The sequence below is a fragment of the Novosphingobium humi genome, assembly GCF_028607105.1.
In the GTDB taxonomy this organism is placed as follows: domain Bacteria; phylum Pseudomonadota; class Alphaproteobacteria; order Sphingomonadales; family Sphingomonadaceae; genus Novosphingobium; species Novosphingobium humi.
The window spans coordinates 2,004,627-2,019,941 of record NZ_CP117417.1 but is presented as its reverse complement, the minus strand read 5'-3'; the positions used below and the strand labels follow the sequence as shown (position 1 = coordinate 2,019,941).

The following is a 15,315-nucleotide window of genomic DNA, read 5'->3' as shown; positions in this document are numbered from 1 at the left end:
CATCATTGCATCGGCGCGATAATCGTTTCGGAGAGCGCCGCCCCATTGCGGCGCAGGAACAGCCGAAATTCGCGCTGGGCAATGGCGGCGGTGCGCACATCCAGCACCACCCGCCACCGCCGCTCCGCGCCCACCACCGGATAGGCCGCCTGCGTCACCACGGCCGCAGGCGGCAGATTGGTTACCGCCTCGACCCCGCTCGCCCGGTCCAGCCCGATCAGACTGTCGCCCTCGAAATCAAACACCAGCTTGCGCGTGCCCTCCTGCGCCGCGCCGCCCGGTATGCCGCCCGCGCCGTTCCATTGATCGACCAGATGCGCCCCCGAGCCCACCGAGGGATCGTGCGATGTCCAGTGCAGCCGATAGCGCCACTCATGATAGCCACCCGCCCGCATCGGTTCGTCGCTGACCCAAAAGGCGGCGATATTGTCGGTGGTTTCGGAATCGGTGGGAAATTCATAAAGCATCACCGCGCCCGGCCCCCAATCGCCCAGCGGCTCTACCCAGAGATTGGGGCGACGGTCATAAAAGGCGCCATCGTCCTGATAGTCGGCAAAGCGGCGATCGCGCTGCATCAGGCCAAAGCCGCGCGGATTGGTGGCGGCAAAGGCATTGGTGCGGGCATGGCGCGGGTTGCGCAGGGGGCGCCAGAGATGCTCGCCATTGGCCGCGACAATCGCCAGACCGTCTGAATCATGGATTTCCGGCCGCCAGTCCGGCCCGCGCGCCGCCGCATCCTGATCGTACCAGAACATGCTGGAGGCAGGTGCTATGCCCAGCCGCCTTATGTCGCGGCGCATGGCAAAGGCGGCGGTCACATCCTGTATCACCCCGGCCGGCCCATGGGTGCTGTCGATCCGCATCGCGCCCGACAGGCTGGGGCCGTTGATCAGAGCATGGATGCGGACATGGGCATCGCCTGCGGTCTCGATCCAGAATTCGGTGAAGCGCGGAAATTCCTCGCCGCCCTCCAGCGCGGTATCGACCGCGACGCCTCTGGCCGAAATGCCATATTGGTTTTGCGCGCCCGCGCTGCGGAAATAGGTGGCGCCAAGAAAGGACAGCCAGTCGCCCTCGGCGCCGGGATTGAGCAGGCGGAAACCGGCCGGGGCCGCATCGCGCCCTCCGGCAAACAGCCCTTTGGCGGACAGCAGCCGGCGCGCCTGACCGTTCCGGATCAGGTTGAGCCGTACCGGCACAGGCGCATAGCGGCTGACCGGCAGCAGGCGCACCGTTCCGGCCAGCGCCTCGGCAGGGCCATAGGTGAGTTTGCCTGCGGCGTCATAGTCGATCCGGTTCGCGCCTGGCGCTTCACGCTCTGCCTCATAGGGCCGCGCGGCCATAGCGCGGGCGCGTTGGATCAGCCCCTCCCACGAAAAGCTCTGGGGCGGGGCGAAGCGTGCTGCGTCGAGCCCGCCCATGGAGGTCGCCGCCTGGGCCAGTGAAAGGAGCGGCAGCCCCGCGATGGCGCCGCAAACGCCTCGGCGCGACCAGGCGGTGGGTGCGTTTTGTGTGATCATGGGGCAAAACTCGCGCTGCTCCGCTGTACGGCGGATTTACGCGAATGAAATGTGACGACACGCCAAGATGTTCCGGGGCAGGCGGAACGGAGGGATCGGTGAAGCGTGTGCGGCGGAGGAGAGGCGGCGGGGACTTATGATGTCGGCCCGGCCCACCCTTTGGCGATTTCGCGCTGCTCCTCTTTGACCGACAGGGGCGCGCCCGCGATCATGGCATCGACCTGCGCCATCAGGGATGGGGGCAAGGAGGATCCGGCCAGGCGATATTCGCCCTGCTGCCTTGCCTCACCCTCCTGCTGCACCGTGCTTTGCACTCGCCACCGGCCCGATTGGCGGCAGGCCAGCCCGGTGGTGCCTCCGGCGATGGAAAAGAGGCGGCAGACGCCATCCTGCGTGCGAAAGCTCATGCGGATCGTGACCGGGCCATGGTCGGCCTGCGCGGTCGCTTGCCGCGACAGGGCGGAATCCAGAGCGCCCGCCGCCATCAACCGGCCATTCTCGACCCGCAACGCCGCCGCCGGGGGCGCTGCATCCCACCCGCCGATCATCACCCCCATCACCAGCGAGGCCGCCATGGCCGCCATCGGCCAGAAACGACGGACCGCCTGAAACCCGCGCGCGGGGGGCAGGGGCGCGGCGGCATCGGCAGGCGCCTCGAGCAATCGATGAATGCGCGCCAGATCATCCTCGCCCGGCGCCGGGCCCCACGCCTCGATCAGACCGGCGCGCAAGGCGGTGTGTTCGGCCACCAGCGCCTGCCATTCGGGGCGGGCCTCCAGCATGGCCTCAAAGGCCCGCTTTTCCTCTTGCCCCATTTCCCCGTCGACATAGCGCACGACCAGTTCATTCACATCGCCCAGCATCATGATGCCTCCTGCGCCTTGAGGGTCTGGAGCAGGCCCGAGCGCGCACGCGCCAGACGGCTGGTGAAAGCGCCCACCGAAATGTCCAGAAACTCGGCCGCCTCGCCATAGGACAACTCGCCCATCACCACGAGCTGGATCGGCAGCCGTTGATCCTCGGGCATGGTTTCCAGAACCTGACGCACCCGCGCCAGTTCGACGCGGCGCTCGCTGGCGTTCACGGCGTCGCCTTGGTCGGAAGGGTCGCTGTCATCGGGCATGGGCGCGACGATCCTTTGCCAACGCCGCCGTTTGCGCATTTCATCGATCCACAGGTTCTTCATGATCCGCAACATCCAATAACCCAGCCGATCGGAGCCGGGGGCCCCGGCCTCGTGGCTCAATGCTTTTTCCACCGCCGCCTGAAGCAGATCGAGCGAGTCGGCCTCATGCTGGGTCAAGGCCCAGGCCACCCGTCGCAATTTCGGCAAAAGAGCGGCAATTCCTCGGCGTAACTCGTCCAATTTTCATCCCCTTGTGAAAGAGACGCTTGGGGCCAGACGTTTCTTTCCGGTAGATGCGCGTGGCGCGCAAAAAATTTTCGCCATGCGCGGGAAGATGGAAAACGGACCCTATCCGATGATGGCAAGTGATGTCGACAAGGCGGCGTGCGGGAGGCGGGGCGGGCGATGGCTGCTCGCGGCGGGGTTGGCCTTGGTCATGGCCTTTGCCCCTCAATGCGCGGCGGCGCAGGGCCATGGCGGCATGGGAATGGGCATGGGAATGGGCATGCATCCCTTTCCCAACCTGCCCGATGTGGCGCATGGGCCTCCGGCGGATCTGGGCCTGCTGCGCGGGGGCGAGGCGGCGGCGCAGGCCATTGCCAACGAGGCGCGCAGCCAGCGCCTGTCGAATGGCCGGATCGAAGAGGCGCGCAAAATCGCCAAGGCCCGCCCGGATGTGTTTGAAACCGACCGCAATGGGGCGCTGGCCGTTCGGGCCGAGATACTGGCCTATAACATCCCCGCCTCGCGCCTTGAGGCGATCCGCAAGGCCGGTTTCACCATCCTGCGTGAAAACCGGCTGGATGGGCTGGATCTGGCCATGCTGGTGCTGACCAAGTCGGATGAGAACACGCCGCGCGCCATCCGGCGATTGCGCCAGATCGCGCCGGAGGGAACATTCGACTGGAACCATGTGTTTTTCCCGTCGGGCCGCCGCTCTGCAACGCCGCTGTCGCCGCCGCCTGTGCAATCCGTCGGCGCGCAGGCCGCAGGCATCATCGACACCGGCGTGGGGCGGGCCATTGCCGGTCTGCGGCAGGTGGAGGTTCTGGAAAAACCCTTTGCCGGACCATCGCCCACACCGGCCGATCATGGCACCTCGGTTGCCGCCCTTTTGCTTCAGGCTTCGCGCGATGCCCAGGGGCGGATGCCGCTCAAAAAGCTGTATGTGGCCGATGTCTATGGCGCATCGCCCACCGGCGGTTCGGCCGAGCTGCTGGTGCGCGGGTTGAACTGGATGGCGCGCGAACAGGTGCCGGTGGTCAATGTCAGCATGGTCGGGCCGCCCAATGCGATGGTGGAGGCCGCCATTCGCATCATGGTGGGGCGCGGCTATCTGATCGTGGCCCCGGTGGGCAATGACGGACCGCAGGCCCGCCCGCTCTTCCCGGCTTCCTATCCGGGCGTCGTGGCCGTTTCGGCGGTCGATATGCAGGACCGGCTGCTGCCCGAGGCCAGCCATGTGCCGCGCGTCGATTTCGTGGCCAAAGGGATCGCTTCGGCGCCCGATGCGGCCGGGCGGATCGATACCGTGCGCGGCACATCTTTTGCCGCCCCCATTGTCAGCGGGCGATTGTCGGCCGTCTTGCCCCGGCCCGATCCGGTGCTGGCGCATCGCGCAGTGGCGGCCTTGGCGGCGGCGGCCCGCCATCCCCATGGCCGCGCGGCCGGTTACGGCCACGGGATCATCGACGCGCCCTGAACCGCCGCACCCCGCGATTTTGAAAAAATTTTCCGCCCGCTGAAAGGAGTCACCCTCGCCGCGCGTCTTCCCCTTCGACACGGTTAAACCTTCACTGTCGAAATAGGTGGGACATGAGGATATTGAAACTGGCAGCCGCGCTGGGCTGCATCGGGATGGCCGCATCGGTGCATGGCGCGGCCCATGCGGGGGCGACTGATCCGCAGACGGGTGGGAAATCATCGGCGGTCATCCCCGTGCAGGACAGCGATGCCCTGCCTGCGCCGCGTTTTGAACTGGCCACAGGGGTTGACTATTCGGCGGGCCATTACGGAGCCGCCGCCGACACGACCGTCTGGAGCATCCCCATCGACGCCAAGGCGCAACTGGGCCGCCTGCGGCTTCAGGCCAGCCTGCCTTATGAATTCATCAACGGGCCGGGCCAGATGGTGGGCGGGGTCATCGTTTCATCGTCCTCCGGCACCGCGACCACGCGGCGGTCGGGGCTGGGCGATCTGGCTTTGACCGGCGCCTATATGGTGGTGCGGGAAAGCGGTATTTTGCCCTCGCTCGAGCTGGGCGGCAGCGTCAAACTGCCCACCGCGCCGACCTATATCGGCACGGGCCAGACCGACTACACGCTGAGCGCCAACCTTTACAAAACGCTGGTTCCGGGCGTGATGCTGTTTGGCTCGGCGGGCTATTCCTGGCTGGGCAGCCCGGCCGTCTATCAGCTTCGCAATGGCGTCATGGCCTCGGCGGGGCTGAATTTCCGCCCGTCGCCCAAGGCGAATTACGGGTTCAGCTTTGCCTATCGCGATCCGGTCGTCACGGGCCTGCCGGGGCAGGCGATCGTCTCGCCCTACATGACCTATCGGATCGGACGCGGGCTGGGGATCACCGCATATGCCATGGGCGGGCTCAACCGGGCCAGTCCGCGCGTGGGTGCGGGGCTGCGGTTGAGCCTGATGCGCTGACAGGGGGAAGCAAGGGGGCAGTCACGAAACCATCGTTCAAGGAGTTCGACATGCGATACAATCCTGTTGCCATGAGCACCGCCATGCTGGCCCTGCTGGCTGCATCAGCGGCCTTTGCCGCGCCGCCCGCCAACGTGCCGCACGGTCCGCCAGCCTTTGTCACCATGGGGCCGCCCAGCGTGGCTACGGTCCATATTCCGCAAGGCGTTCCGGCCGCCGCCGCTGTGCCTGCGGCAGCATCGGCGGGGGTGCATGCGGGCGTTGCGGCCAATGCCAACGTCAATGCCAATGCCAATAGCGCGGCCTCGATGGACAAAGCCGCCGCCATGCTGGGCAAGCTGAACGCGGCCCATGCGTCGGACACGGCGCTGGCGCATGCCTCGTCCAAATCGGTGGTGGGGGCGCTGTCGCTCTATAAATCCTCAACCATCAGCGCGCGGGCCTCGATCACCAGCTATTCCAACGCCATCGCGGCGGACAAGGCCAATATCGCGGCGGATCAGACCGCGCTGACCAATGCGCAGGCGGCGCTGAGCGCCGCGCAAAGCGCCTCGCCGCAAAATGCCGCAGCGGTCGCCACCGCGCAGGCCAATCTGACCGCCGCCCGGAACCAACTGGCCGCCGATCAGACAAGGCTGGCCTCCGATCAGGCGGGCCTTGCCGCCGCGCGGCAGTCTTTGCTGGCGGCCCAGACGCAACTGGCGACCTCGACCCATACCACGTTGAGCGCGTCGGTGATCAGCCGGTTGAACAAGCTGCTGGGCCTGTAAGGCATCGGTTTTTTTATCCTGTCCCGGTCGGGTTCGCCCCGGCCGGGGCAGGCTGTTTCACGGTTCCTTGGGGAAATGGGCGGCCAAATGGTCGATCAGCGCCCGCACCGCAGGCGGCAGCCCCCGCCGCGTGGTGAACACCAGATGGACGATGCCGCGATGGGCGCGCCAAGGCGGCAACAGGCGGACCAGCCGACCATCGTCCAGCGCCTCGGCGCAGACATGATCGGGCAGCAGCGCCACCCCCAGATCGGCCATGGCGGCGCCGCGCACGGCGGCAAAATCGCTGCATGTCATGCGCGGTTCGTGGCGCAGATGGTGGGTGGCGCCATCGCCGCGCTCCAGATGCCAGTCCACCTCGCCGATCTCGTCGCCGGTGCCCAGCGTCGGTTGCCCGGCCAGCGCGGCAATATCGCCCCCAATGCGGCCCGCCATCTGCGGGCTGCCCACCAGAATGCGCGAGGAATGGCCCAGCGAGCGCATCGTCAGGGCCGCATCGCTGGTCAGCGCCACACGCACGCGCAGCGCCAGATCGATGCGCTCCTCGATCAGATCGACCGCGCGGTCGGTCGCCAGCAATTGCAGCCGCACCTTGGGATAGCGCGTCAGAAAGGTGGCGATCAGCGGATGGACCACCTCGACCAGTCCGGTGGGGCAACTGAAGCGCACCCGGCCATGCGGCTCGGCCTGCGCCTCGGCCACGGCCGCTTCGGCCCGTTCGGCCTCATCCAGCATGGCGCGGCAGCGTTCATAGAAACTCTGCCCCACCTCGGTCACGCGAAAGCGGCGGCTGGACCGTTCGATCAGCCGCACGCCCAGCCGCGCTTCCAGTCCGGCGATGCGGCGGCTCAGTTTCGACTTGGGCTCGCGCAGGGCGCGCCCGGCCGGGGCAAAGCCGCCATGGGCCACCACGGCGGCGAAATAGGCATAGTCATTGAGGTCGGCGCGCATCATCGTTCCTTTGATGGAACGATAAGTATCATTTTTGCCGACTACAGCCAATATCGTTCCGGGTGCATCTCCTCTCTCACCGGCACGAAGGGTGCCGCACCAAGCAACAGGAGAATGAACCATGGCACAGGATTTCAACAACAAGGTGGTGGTGATCACCGGCGGCACCTCGGGCATCGGTCTGGCCACGGCCAAGGCGTTTGCCGATGCGGGCGCTTCGGTCTTCATCACCGGCCGCCGTCAGGAAGCGCTGGACGCGGCGCTCAAGGCCATCGGCGGCAAGGTGACGGGCGTGCGCGGCGACATGGCCGACCTGAACGATATCGACCGCCTGTATGACGCCGTTCAGCAGCAGCATGGCCAGATCGACGCCCTGTTCGCCAATGCTGGCGGCGGCGAATTTGCCCCGCTGGGCGCGATCAGCGAGGAGCATTACGCCAGCACTTTCGACACCAACGTCAAGGGTGTGCTCTTCACCGTGCAAAAGGCGCTGCCGCTGCTGCGCGATGGGGCCTCGGTGGTGCTGACCGCCTCGACCGTCAGCATTTCGGGCAATCCGGCCTTCAGTGTCTATTCGGCCAGCAAGGCGGCGGTGCGCAGTTTTGCCCGCAACTGGATCCTGGATCTGAAAGACCGCCGCATCCGCGTCAACGCCATCAGCCCCGGCGTGACCGACACGCCCGGCGTCACCCATCTGTTTGGCGAAAATGCCGAGGGAACCAAGGACTATCTGGCCAGTTTGGTTCCGGCCGGGCGCGTTGCCCAACCTGAGGAGATCGCCAAAGCCGTCTTGTTCCTTGCCTCGGATGATGCCAGCTATATCAATGGCATCGAACTCTTCGTCGATGGCGGACAGGTCCAGATCTGAACCCTTAGCCAAGCGCCCGCATCCTTAGCCAGGGCAGGGATGCGGGCAACTTTTTCGCCCCTCATAAGGAAAATTCGATGACGATCACCCCCCGTTACACGACCAGCGCCACAGCCACCGGCGGCCGCGACGGCAAGGCCGCAACCGATGACGGCAGCTTTTCCGTAACGCTGGCCGTGCCCAAGGAACTGGGCGGCAATGGACAGGGCAACAATCCCGAACAGCTTTTCGCTTCGGGCTATGCGGCTTGCTTTCTGGGCGCGATGAAATTTGCCGCCACGCAGGACAAGACCCTGCCGCGCGTGCCCTCTGACGCCAGCGTCAGGGCAACCGTGGGCATCGGCCCGCGCGATGACAAGGGCTTTGGCCTGACGGTCGAACTGGCCGTGACCCTGCCGGGCGTCGATCGCGCCGCGGGCGAGGCGCTGATCGCTGAGGCCGACACAATCTGTCCCTACAGCCATGCCACGCGCGGCAATATCAGCGTCAGCCTGACGCTGGCCTGACATTTTCGGGCTTTACCGGGGGGAGGGAAGGCCATCCTTCCCTTACGGGCTGCCAGCCATTAGGCCTGTTAACGGGGGAACAGTCATTCCCCGCAGCATGACAGCCTGGGGTATAGAAGATTTCCGGTAAGGGGCCAAGGCGGGGATCGGCCTCAAGGCAGTGCCAAGGGGCCTGATCACCAATTGCTCTTCTTTCCATACCGTAATGCTACGGTATCGTGTAGGGTGAGCGCGATTTACCCTTGCCGCTGAATGGTAAGCAGTTTGCCCGAGCGATCCGGGCGTGAAACGAGCAACATCGTGTTCAACAACCGCGTGGCTTATGTCGTGGATAGTGATGCGTCCTATCGGCGACGGTTCGCTCTGGCCTTGCGGCATCAGGGATTGGAAACGCGCGCCTTTGCCGGCGGCGTGGATCTGATCGAGGAGGCGCCCCATCTTCCGGCGGGCTGCGTGCTGTTGGCGGTGCGCGCGGGCGAGGGCGATGGGCTGGACACGATCCGTGCTCTCTTGGCGCAAAGGTCGGACATGCCCGTCATCGTGATGCGCGTTGATCCCACCATCCGCGAAGCCGTGCAGGCCCTGAGGGCAGGGGCGGTTGATTGTCTGACCATCCCATGCCCGATGGCGAAAGTTCGGCTGGCGCTGGATTATGCCTATGAAATCCTTCCGGCCAAGGTCGCCCACCAGCAGTTCATCGGCGAGGCGGCCGCCTTGCGCGCCCATCTCACCCCCCGCGAGGAGGATGTGCTCAAAAGGATCGTGGCGGGTATGACCAATCGGCAGATCGCCGATGATCTGAAGATCGGGGTGAGGACGGTGGAGATGCATCGCGGCAATATCATGCAGAAATTGCGCATGGATAATCTTGTCGCCCTGATCCGCTTTGCCACGCTGGCGGGGATTGCCGGTGCCGATGAGGACGCCGCATGAAGAAAGGATTGTTCATCCCATGACCCATCCGCCCCTTCAACGCAGCGGGCTGGTCGGCTGGCTCTATGCCAGTCGCTGCGCCTTGCCTTTGGTATGGGCGCAAAGGGCGGTGGACGATATTGTCGAGAAATCGATCCCGCGCAATGCCGCGCTGGATGTAACCGGCGCGCTGTTGTTCACCGGATCGCGCTTTGTGCAGTTTCTGGAAGGCCCCGCCCAGAGCATCGCTACCATCCGTCAGAGCATCCTGGCCGACCGGCGGCACCACGACATCGTGACTTTCCTGAGCGGCAGCCGGGCGGAGCGGGTTTTCAGCAACTGGTCGCTGGCCTATGCCGGGCCTTCGCTGTTCGTGGCCGACAAGGTCGAAAACCTGTTCCATGCCGGCATTAAAAATACGAACGAAATTATTGATCTACTTGAACAATTTGTCATCATCGCGCAGGCCGACAAGCCCTGACCGGGGAGGTCTGCTGACGGATTTGCGTCAAGGTTCTTCCCGTTCCCGATGGCTCTCGTTGCGCATCTGGCGGTCATAGAGTTCGCGGTAATATTGCGCCCGCGTGGCGCGCAGCCCGCCAAGGCCGTTGCGATGGACGGCGCGCTGCCAACTGGCGAATTCCTCGAGCGAGAGGGCGTAGCGGCTGCAAGCCTCGCCCACGGTCAGCAGTCCGCCATTGACCGCGGCCACCACCTCGGCCTTGCGGCGCGGGACCCAACGGCGCGTGTCGGGCGGGGGAAGGGTTTCGAGCGTCAGCGTTTCGCCCAAAGGACCCCGCACGGCGCTAGGGCGGGTTTTCTGATTTTCGACCATGCGGCACCTCCGCGGGTATTTTGCGATCGCAATGCTTCATTCATGCCTAAGCCCGGCATTCGGGTAATACGGTATACCACTTAGTTGCTGTTTGGTGCCCGGTCAGGGATGCCCCGTGCCGCCAAGCGTTGCGATTATGCGCCGGACAGTGGCCGTGAGACCATTCATGGCCAGAGCCGTGAATGGTCCGAACCTCTTTGGGGATTTTTCCGGCGGCCGCTCTGGCAAACGGCATGGGCAAGGGGCGGCGCGTCTTTGCCGCCGGTCTTGGTTAAGATACCTGCGGCCTGTCCTCCGGCAGCGGTTCATGCTGTCCGCCTGCCAGCGCTTTGGTGAAACATGCCTGCCACCAGCGGACATCCTCGTTGCGGATGCTCTCCATCATCGAACGCCAGCGGTCCCTGCGCTCTTTCAGATCCATTTGCAGCGCGCGATCAATGGCTTCGGCCAGTTCGTCAGGACTGTAGGGGTTGACGATCAGCGCATCGGTCAACTGCCGCGCGGCCCCTGCAAATTGCGACAGGATGAGCACGCCGGGATCGTCCGGGTCCTGCGCCGCCACATATTCCTTGGCCACCAGATTCATCCCGTCGCACAGGGGCGTGATCAATCCGATGCGCGAGGCCCGGTAAATCCCCGCCAGCGCATCACGCGGATAGCCTTTGTTGATATAGCGCAGCGGCACCCATTCGGCGTCGGCAAACTCGCCGTTGATGCGCCCCGAGAGGCTGTCGAGCGTGGCGCGGATCTGCTGATAGGTGCGCACCTGTTCGCGCGAGGGCGGGGCGATCTGGAGCAGGAAGAGCTGTCCATGGAGATCGGGCCGCGAGGCGAGCAGACGCTCATAGCCCAGAAAGCGTTCGGGCAGGCCCTTGGAATAATCGAGCCGGTCCACGCCCACGATCATCGTGCGACCGTTGGCGCTGCGCTGCATGCGTTCGTAGAATTCGCGGGCGGTCTGGCCATTGGCGGCCTCGTGAAATTCGGCAAAATCAATGCCGATGGGGCACACGACAATCCGCGTCCGGCGCTCGCCAAGGGTGATGGTGCCGTCCTGGTCGATGGTGGCGTCGGTATGGGTCTGAACATATCTGATGAAGGACTCGCGCCAGTTTTCCGATTGGAAACCGATGACGTCATAATCCAGCATGGCGTCGAACAATTCACCATGCCCCGGCAGCGATTCCAGCAGGCGCGCGGGCGGCCAGGGGATATGCAGGAAAAAGCCGATCCGGTTTTTCACGCCCCGCGTCCGCAGGTTTCGCCCCAGCAGCATGAGGTGATAATCATGCACCCAGACCAGATCGCTCTCCTCGATCAGCGGTGCAACCGTTTCGGCCAGACGGTCATTGACCCGTTCATACCCGCCCGCAAAACCACGCTCGAATTCGGCCAGATCGACCCGGTTGTGAAACAGCGGCCAAAGCGTGCAATTGGCATAGCCGTTGTAATATTCCTCAACGTCCTGCGCTTCCAGATCGACGGTGGCGGTGGTCACGCCATAGCTGCGCTGGAAATTGATGTGGCCGGTAAAGGCCTCGGTTTCCTCGCCTGACCAGCCGAACCAGATCCCGCTGCTTTCGCGCAGCGCCGCCGAAAGCGCCACGGCCAGACCGCCCTGATTGCCGGGACCATCGCCCATCGGGGGCGATACCCGATTGGAGATGACGATCAGGCGGTTCAACGCACCGCGCTCCATGGTTTGCTCAGCAGCGTCGCGCAATTGATCAGGCCGACGAGTGAGTAGGTCTGCGGATAATTGCCCCATAGTTCCCCCGTGTGTGGATTGGTGTCTTCCGACAGCAGCCCCGCCGGGGTCCGGCGGGCCAGCATTTCCTCGAAAAGGTTTCGCGCATCGCCATGGCGCCCGGTGGCGTGCAGCGCCTCGATCAGCCAGAAGGTGCAGATATTGAACGCGCTTTGCGGCAGGCCGAAATCGTCCTCGTCGGCATAGCGCAGCATATGCGATCCCCGGCGCAGCCCCTGTTCGACCGCGCGCAGCGTGCCCAGAAAGCGCGGATCATCGGGCGCCAGAAAGCGCAGGTCGAGCAATTGGATCAGGCTGGCATCGAGCAGATCGCCGTCGAAGGTGGCCGACATGCGCTGGGTGTCCGGGCGCCATGCCGCATCGATGATGCCACGGCCGATGCGCTCGGCGCGCTCTTGCCAGAGGGCCTGCCGCTCATGCAGGCCCAGATGATGCGCGGCTTTGGCCAACCGGTCGCAGGCCGCCCAGCACATGGCCACCGAATAGGTGTGGACATGAAACCGGCCGCGCAATTCCCAAAGGCCGGAATCGGCCTGATCATGGGAAAGCCACGCCCTTTCCCCCACCCTTTCAAGCGCGCGAAAGTCTTCCTCGCCCGCCATGCGATACAGCCTCTGGTCGAAAAAGGCCTGAACGTTGGACAGGACGATCTGGCCATAGGCGTCATGCTGCATCTGGGCATAGGCCTGATTGCCCACGCGCACCGGCCCCATGCCGCGATAGCCCGCCAGCCCGGCCTCGATCCTTTCCTCCAGCCGCGCCTCGCCGCCCACGCCATAGAGTGGCTGGATATGGCCGGAGCGGGCATTGTCGACGATGTTGCGCAGATATTCGAGATAGGATTCCAGCACATCGAGCGCGCCCAGCCGGTTGAGGGCCTGTGTGGTGTAATAGGCGTCGCGGATCCAGCAGAAGCGATAGTCCCAATTGCGCCCCGACCCGGCATGTTCGGGGATCGAGGTGGTCATCGCGGCCACGATCGCGCCCGTTTCCTCATGTTGGCACAGTTTGAGCGTGATGGCCGAGCGGATCACCGCTTCCTGCCATTCCAGTGGGATGGCCAGACCGCGCACCCAATGCCGCCATTCGCGGACGGTCAGATCGAGCATTTCCTCGACCGTGGTGGCGATATTGCCCTCAAACCCTTCATCGGGGCCGAGGAAGAAATGCAGCGGACGTTCGAGCCGGAACACCTGCTCGTCCTCGATCCACCCGATCGGCGCCGAGGTGGAAAGGCGGATCGTCATATGGCCCAGCATATAGCGGATGTGGTTCGAGCCGCGCGTGCGCTCCACCTCTCGGCGGGCCCAGTCGCGCGTCGGGCGCAGCCGCACCCGGATGCGCGGGCTGCCCGCCACGGGCCGCACGATCCGGGCATAGGCCACCGGCCGATAAATCCGCCCACGCCGATGAAAGCGGGGGCAGAAATCGGTCACCACGATGGCATTGCCCGCATCATCCTCATGGCGGGTTTCCAGAATGGGCGTGTTGCGCAAATAGCGCTGGGTGGTCCTGGTGCAGCCGTCCAGTTCGATGGCCCAGAAACCCTGCCCGTCCGCCGCGCGGTCGCCCCCATCGTCGATCAGCGCGCTGAAGGCCGGAGGGCCATCGACGCGGGGCAGGCAGCCCCACAGAAAAGTGCCGTCGCGGTCGATCAGCGCGGAAATCTGGCAATTGCCGATGGGCCAGAGGTCAAGCGTCGCACTCATGCGGCCGTCCTTGCCAGCCAGGCCAGCACAGCGGCCGGACCGGCCAGATTGCATTGCGCATTGGTCGCCCGCGCCGGGCCGACCAGAACCGACAGGCCCCCCAGCGCGTTGACTGCGGCAAAGGCCGTTTCATCGGTCAGGTCATCGCCCAGATAGACCGGCGTTCCCCCGACCATCGGCGCGCATCCCATCAGATTGCGCACCGCCGTGCCCTTGTCGCCGCCGCCAAAGCGCAGCTCGACCACCATCTTGCCATTTTCCACCACAAGTCCGCTTTCCGTGGCCAGATGTTCCGCCAGCCTTTGGGCATAGGGCGCGCAGGCGGGGTCCGCGCGATAGTGGAGCGCAACGCCATAGGTCTTGATCTCGACCAGCGTGCCGGGATGGCCAAAGGCGAAATCATCGAACTTGCGCGCGGCATGTTCCAGTTCCTCCACCGGGCGGGGGGGATGGACCAGTTGGTCCTCCCAGCGGAATTCGCAACCATGGCTGCCCGAGATGGCCAACCCATGCATCGAGCGGCCGAACAGCGTGTCGATCTGGGCTATGGAGCGCCCGCTGACCAGAGCGAGGCGCCCGTGCAGCCGTGCGGCCATGGCAAAGAGCAGGTCGGCCAGTCCTTGCGGCACCGCCACCTCGTCGGGCCTGTCGGCGATTTCAATCAGCGTCCCGTCGAAATCTAGGAACAGGCTGGCCCCGCCCGGCAGCGGCGGCGGCGGGGCCAACAAATCGGAAAGCGGGGCTGTGGGCATCAATGTCTCCAGAGCATTTCTATTTGGCGTGCGGCGCGCTCAAACCGCCTTACGCAGGAAGAAGGGGCGTTTGCGGGGCGGGGACACAGGGCCATCTCTCGCGGCCCTGCGTCCCCCCTTCGGGTCAGGCGCCTTGACGGGCTGCGGATTGGATCGCGGCATCCACCTCTTCCTTGGTCATGTTGATGGCCAGACCCTTGGTTCCGGCAAACAGCGAGGCCAGAGGAATGGTGATCTTGCCCTTGGTCGTGGTCACGATGACCTGCTGGCCGTTGGTGCTGGCCACGGTGCCGATCTGCTCGGCGTTCTTGTCATAGATATTGTCGCCGATCATCGGCTTGACCGTCTGGGCAGAGGGCGCATCGGCGGGGGCTTCATCGGGGGCGGGCTGGCTCGTCTGCGCCGCGGTCTGGGCCGCCGCGCCATGAGGCACAGCGCCGATCACAGTGGCCGCGATCACGTATTTCAGGATTTTCATGGCATTTCTCCGGATAGTGTTCCCCCGGATGGAAAGAACCTGTTGTCGATTTCCCCGACGGTTGATGTCCATGCATCCGGACATGGCCCCGGCGCCAAGGACGGGCGCCGAAAAGGCGGGGCACCGGATCTGAAATTTCTTCAGACCGTTCATGGACGTAAGGATCTGGCGGCGTGAAAGGTTCCTTCGCAATTGCGGAAATTTTGCGCGGACCGATCGGGGGGCCGCCGCTGTTGCTTTCAAACCAAGGATCTGTCTGGGGCACACTGGCCTCCTGTGTCATGCCACCGGGCAGGAGGCTCCGCACCTCGCTGCTCAATTTGATGAAAAGAAACGCGGGGCTATCGTTCCCTGCCTTGTGAGGAACGGTGCTTTTTGCGCGATGAAGCGTGTTGGGCCGACAGCAGGTGATCATGGCGGTCCAGTGGTCGGCGGCGGCGCAGAATTAAGTATAGCCGCTTA

The 15,315-nt window shown here is 64.8% G+C and carries 16 protein-coding genes; 7 read left to right on the top strand and 9 right to left on the bottom strand.

Features of this window, described 5'->3' with window-relative positions:
- Positions 1 to 2: 2 nt before the first annotated feature.
- The 3 genes from PQ457_RS09495 to PQ457_RS09485 all read right to left on the bottom strand — a co-directional run bounded on the left by PQ457_RS09495 (position 3) and on the right by PQ457_RS09485 (position 2,835).
- A complete protein-coding gene (locus tag PQ457_RS09495) occupies positions 3 to 1,421 on the bottom strand; it encodes an OpgD/OpgG family glucan biosynthesis protein (RefSeq protein WP_273616636.1) in 1,419 nt (472 codons plus the stop codon).
- Between the two features lie 233 nt (positions 1,422 to 1,654).
- Positions 1,655 to 2,386, bottom strand: coding sequence for an anti-sigma factor (locus PQ457_RS09490; RefSeq protein ID WP_273616635.1), 732 nt, complete (start codon positions 2,384 to 2,386; stop codon positions 1,655 to 1,657).
- Positions 2,383 to 2,835: an RNA polymerase sigma factor gene (locus PQ457_RS09485; RefSeq protein WP_273616634.1), complete on the bottom strand. Its 453-nt coding sequence runs from the start codon at positions 2,833 to 2,835 to the stop codon at positions 2,383 to 2,385. The genes PQ457_RS09490 and PQ457_RS09485 overlap by 4 nt, the downstream gene beginning before the upstream one ends.
- A gap of 247 nt (positions 2,836 to 3,082) precedes the next feature.
- Between PQ457_RS09485 and PQ457_RS09480 the strand changes: the two genes are divergently transcribed.
- From PQ457_RS09480 to PQ457_RS09470, 3 genes are all read left to right on the top strand, one after another.
- Positions 3,083 to 4,348 carry a S8 family serine peptidase gene (locus PQ457_RS09480; protein ID WP_273616633.1) on the top strand — a complete coding sequence of 422 codons (1,266 nt, stop codon included), beginning with the start codon at positions 3,083 to 3,085 and terminating at the stop codon, positions 4,346 to 4,348.
- Positions 4,349 to 4,461: 113 nt separating this feature from the next.
- Entirely contained in the window at positions 4,462 to 5,304 is an 843-nt protein-coding gene (locus tag PQ457_RS09475; RefSeq protein ID WP_273616632.1) for a transporter, read from the top strand.
- Between the two features lie 50 nt (positions 5,305 to 5,354).
- Entirely contained in the window at positions 5,355 to 6,074 is a 720-nt protein-coding gene (locus PQ457_RS09470; protein ID WP_273616631.1) for a hypothetical protein, read from the top strand.
- Between the two features lie 57 nt (positions 6,075 to 6,131).
- On the opposite strand, the gene PQ457_RS09465 is transcribed toward PQ457_RS09470, so the two are convergent.
- Positions 6,132 to 7,028: a LysR family transcriptional regulator gene (locus PQ457_RS09465; RefSeq protein ID WP_273616630.1), complete on the bottom strand. Its 897-nt coding sequence runs from the start codon at positions 7,026 to 7,028 to the stop codon at positions 6,132 to 6,134.
- A 118-nt stretch (positions 7,029 to 7,146) separates the two neighbouring features.
- Between PQ457_RS09465 and PQ457_RS09460 the strand changes: the two genes are divergently transcribed.
- From PQ457_RS09460 to PQ457_RS09445, 4 genes are all read left to right on the top strand, one after another.
- Positions 7,147 to 7,893, top strand: a complete 747-nt coding sequence (locus PQ457_RS09460; RefSeq protein ID WP_273616629.1) for an SDR family NAD(P)-dependent oxidoreductase — start codon at positions 7,147 to 7,149, stop codon at positions 7,891 to 7,893.
- 77 nt (positions 7,894 to 7,970) lie between these two features.
- The gene (locus PQ457_RS09455) at positions 7,971 to 8,399 is read left to right on the top strand and encodes an organic hydroperoxide resistance protein (RefSeq protein WP_273616628.1); all 429 of its coding nucleotides are present in this window, start codon (positions 7,971 to 7,973) and stop codon (positions 8,397 to 8,399) included.
- 264 nt (positions 8,400 to 8,663) lie between these two features.
- A complete protein-coding gene (locus PQ457_RS09450; protein ID WP_273616627.1) occupies positions 8,664 to 9,332 on the top strand; it encodes a response regulator transcription factor in 669 nt (222 codons plus the stop codon).
- A gap of 19 nt (positions 9,333 to 9,351) precedes the next feature.
- A complete protein-coding gene (locus PQ457_RS09445; RefSeq protein ID WP_273616626.1) occupies positions 9,352 to 9,792 on the top strand; it encodes a BLUF domain-containing protein in 441 nt (146 codons plus the stop codon).
- A 27-nt stretch (positions 9,793 to 9,819) separates the two neighbouring features.
- Here the strand turns inward: PQ457_RS09445 and sciP are convergent, their stop codons facing one another.
- From sciP to PQ457_RS09420, 5 genes are all read right to left on the bottom strand, one after another.
- Entirely contained in the window at positions 9,820 to 10,146 is a 327-nt protein-coding gene (gene sciP, locus PQ457_RS09440; protein ID WP_273616625.1) for a CtrA inhibitor SciP, read from the bottom strand.
- A 271-nt stretch (positions 10,147 to 10,417) separates the two neighbouring features.
- Complete coding sequence (locus PQ457_RS09435; RefSeq protein WP_273616624.1) at positions 10,418 to 11,830, bottom strand: alpha,alpha-trehalose-phosphate synthase (UDP-forming); 1,413 nt, start codon at positions 11,828 to 11,830, stop codon at positions 10,418 to 10,420.
- Entirely contained in the window at positions 11,827 to 13,623 is a 1,797-nt protein-coding gene (locus PQ457_RS09430; protein ID WP_273616623.1) for a glycoside hydrolase family 15 protein, read from the bottom strand. Before PQ457_RS09430 ends, PQ457_RS09435 begins: the two co-directional genes overlap by 4 nt.
- Entirely contained in the window at positions 13,620 to 14,375 is a 756-nt protein-coding gene (gene otsB / locus PQ457_RS09425; protein ID WP_273616622.1) for a trehalose-phosphatase, read from the bottom strand. Before otsB ends, PQ457_RS09430 begins: the two co-directional genes overlap by 4 nt.
- Before the next feature lie 124 nt (positions 14,376 to 14,499).
- Positions 14,500 to 14,853, bottom strand: a complete 354-nt coding sequence (locus PQ457_RS09420) for a hypothetical protein (RefSeq protein ID WP_273616621.1) — start codon at positions 14,851 to 14,853, stop codon at positions 14,500 to 14,502.
- Between the last annotated feature and the right edge of the window lie 462 nt (positions 14,854 to 15,315).

Excerpts from the sequence above, each read along its gene's own strand:
- PQ457_RS09460 (WP_273616629.1), top strand. The coding sequence starts at position 7,147 with ATGGCACAGGATTTCAACAACAAGGTGGTGGTGATCACCGGCGGCACC.
- PQ457_RS09455 (WP_273616628.1), top strand. The coding sequence starts at position 7,971 with ATGACGATCACCCCCCGTTACACGACCAGCGCCACAGCCACCGGCGGC.
- PQ457_RS09430 (WP_273616623.1), bottom strand. The coding sequence starts at position 13,623 with ATGAGTGCGACGCTTGACCTCTGGCCCATCGGCAATTGCCAGATTTCC.
- PQ457_RS09480 (WP_273616633.1), top strand. The coding sequence starts at position 3,083 with ATGGCCTTTGCCCCTCAATGCGCGGCGGCGCAGGGCCATGGCGGCATG.
- sciP (WP_273616625.1), bottom strand. The coding sequence starts at position 10,146 with ATGGTCGAAAATCAGAAAACCCGCCCTAGCGCCGTGCGGGGTCCTTTG.
- PQ457_RS09420 (WP_273616621.1), bottom strand. The coding sequence starts at position 14,853 with ATGAAAATCCTGAAATACGTGATCGCGGCCACTGTGATCGGCGCTGTG.
- PQ457_RS09470 (WP_273616631.1), top strand. The coding sequence starts at position 5,355 with ATGCGATACAATCCTGTTGCCATGAGCACCGCCATGCTGGCCCTGCTG.
- otsB (WP_273616622.1), bottom strand. The coding sequence starts at position 14,375 with ATGCCCACAGCCCCGCTTTCCGATTTGTTGGCCCCGCCGCCGCCGCTG.
- PQ457_RS09495 (WP_273616636.1), bottom strand. The coding sequence starts at position 1,421 with ATGGGCGGGCTCGACGCAGCACGCTTCGCCCCGCCCCAGAGCTTTTCG.
- PQ457_RS09465 (WP_273616630.1), bottom strand. The coding sequence starts at position 7,028 with ATGATGCGCGCCGACCTCAATGACTATGCCTATTTCGCCGCCGTGGTG.
- PQ457_RS09490 (WP_273616635.1), bottom strand. The coding sequence starts at position 2,386 with ATGATGCTGGGCGATGTGAATGAACTGGTCGTGCGCTATGTCGACGGG.
- PQ457_RS09445 (WP_273616626.1), top strand. The coding sequence starts at position 9,352 with ATGACCCATCCGCCCCTTCAACGCAGCGGGCTGGTCGGCTGGCTCTAT.
- PQ457_RS09475 (WP_273616632.1), top strand. The coding sequence starts at position 4,462 with ATGAGGATATTGAAACTGGCAGCCGCGCTGGGCTGCATCGGGATGGCC.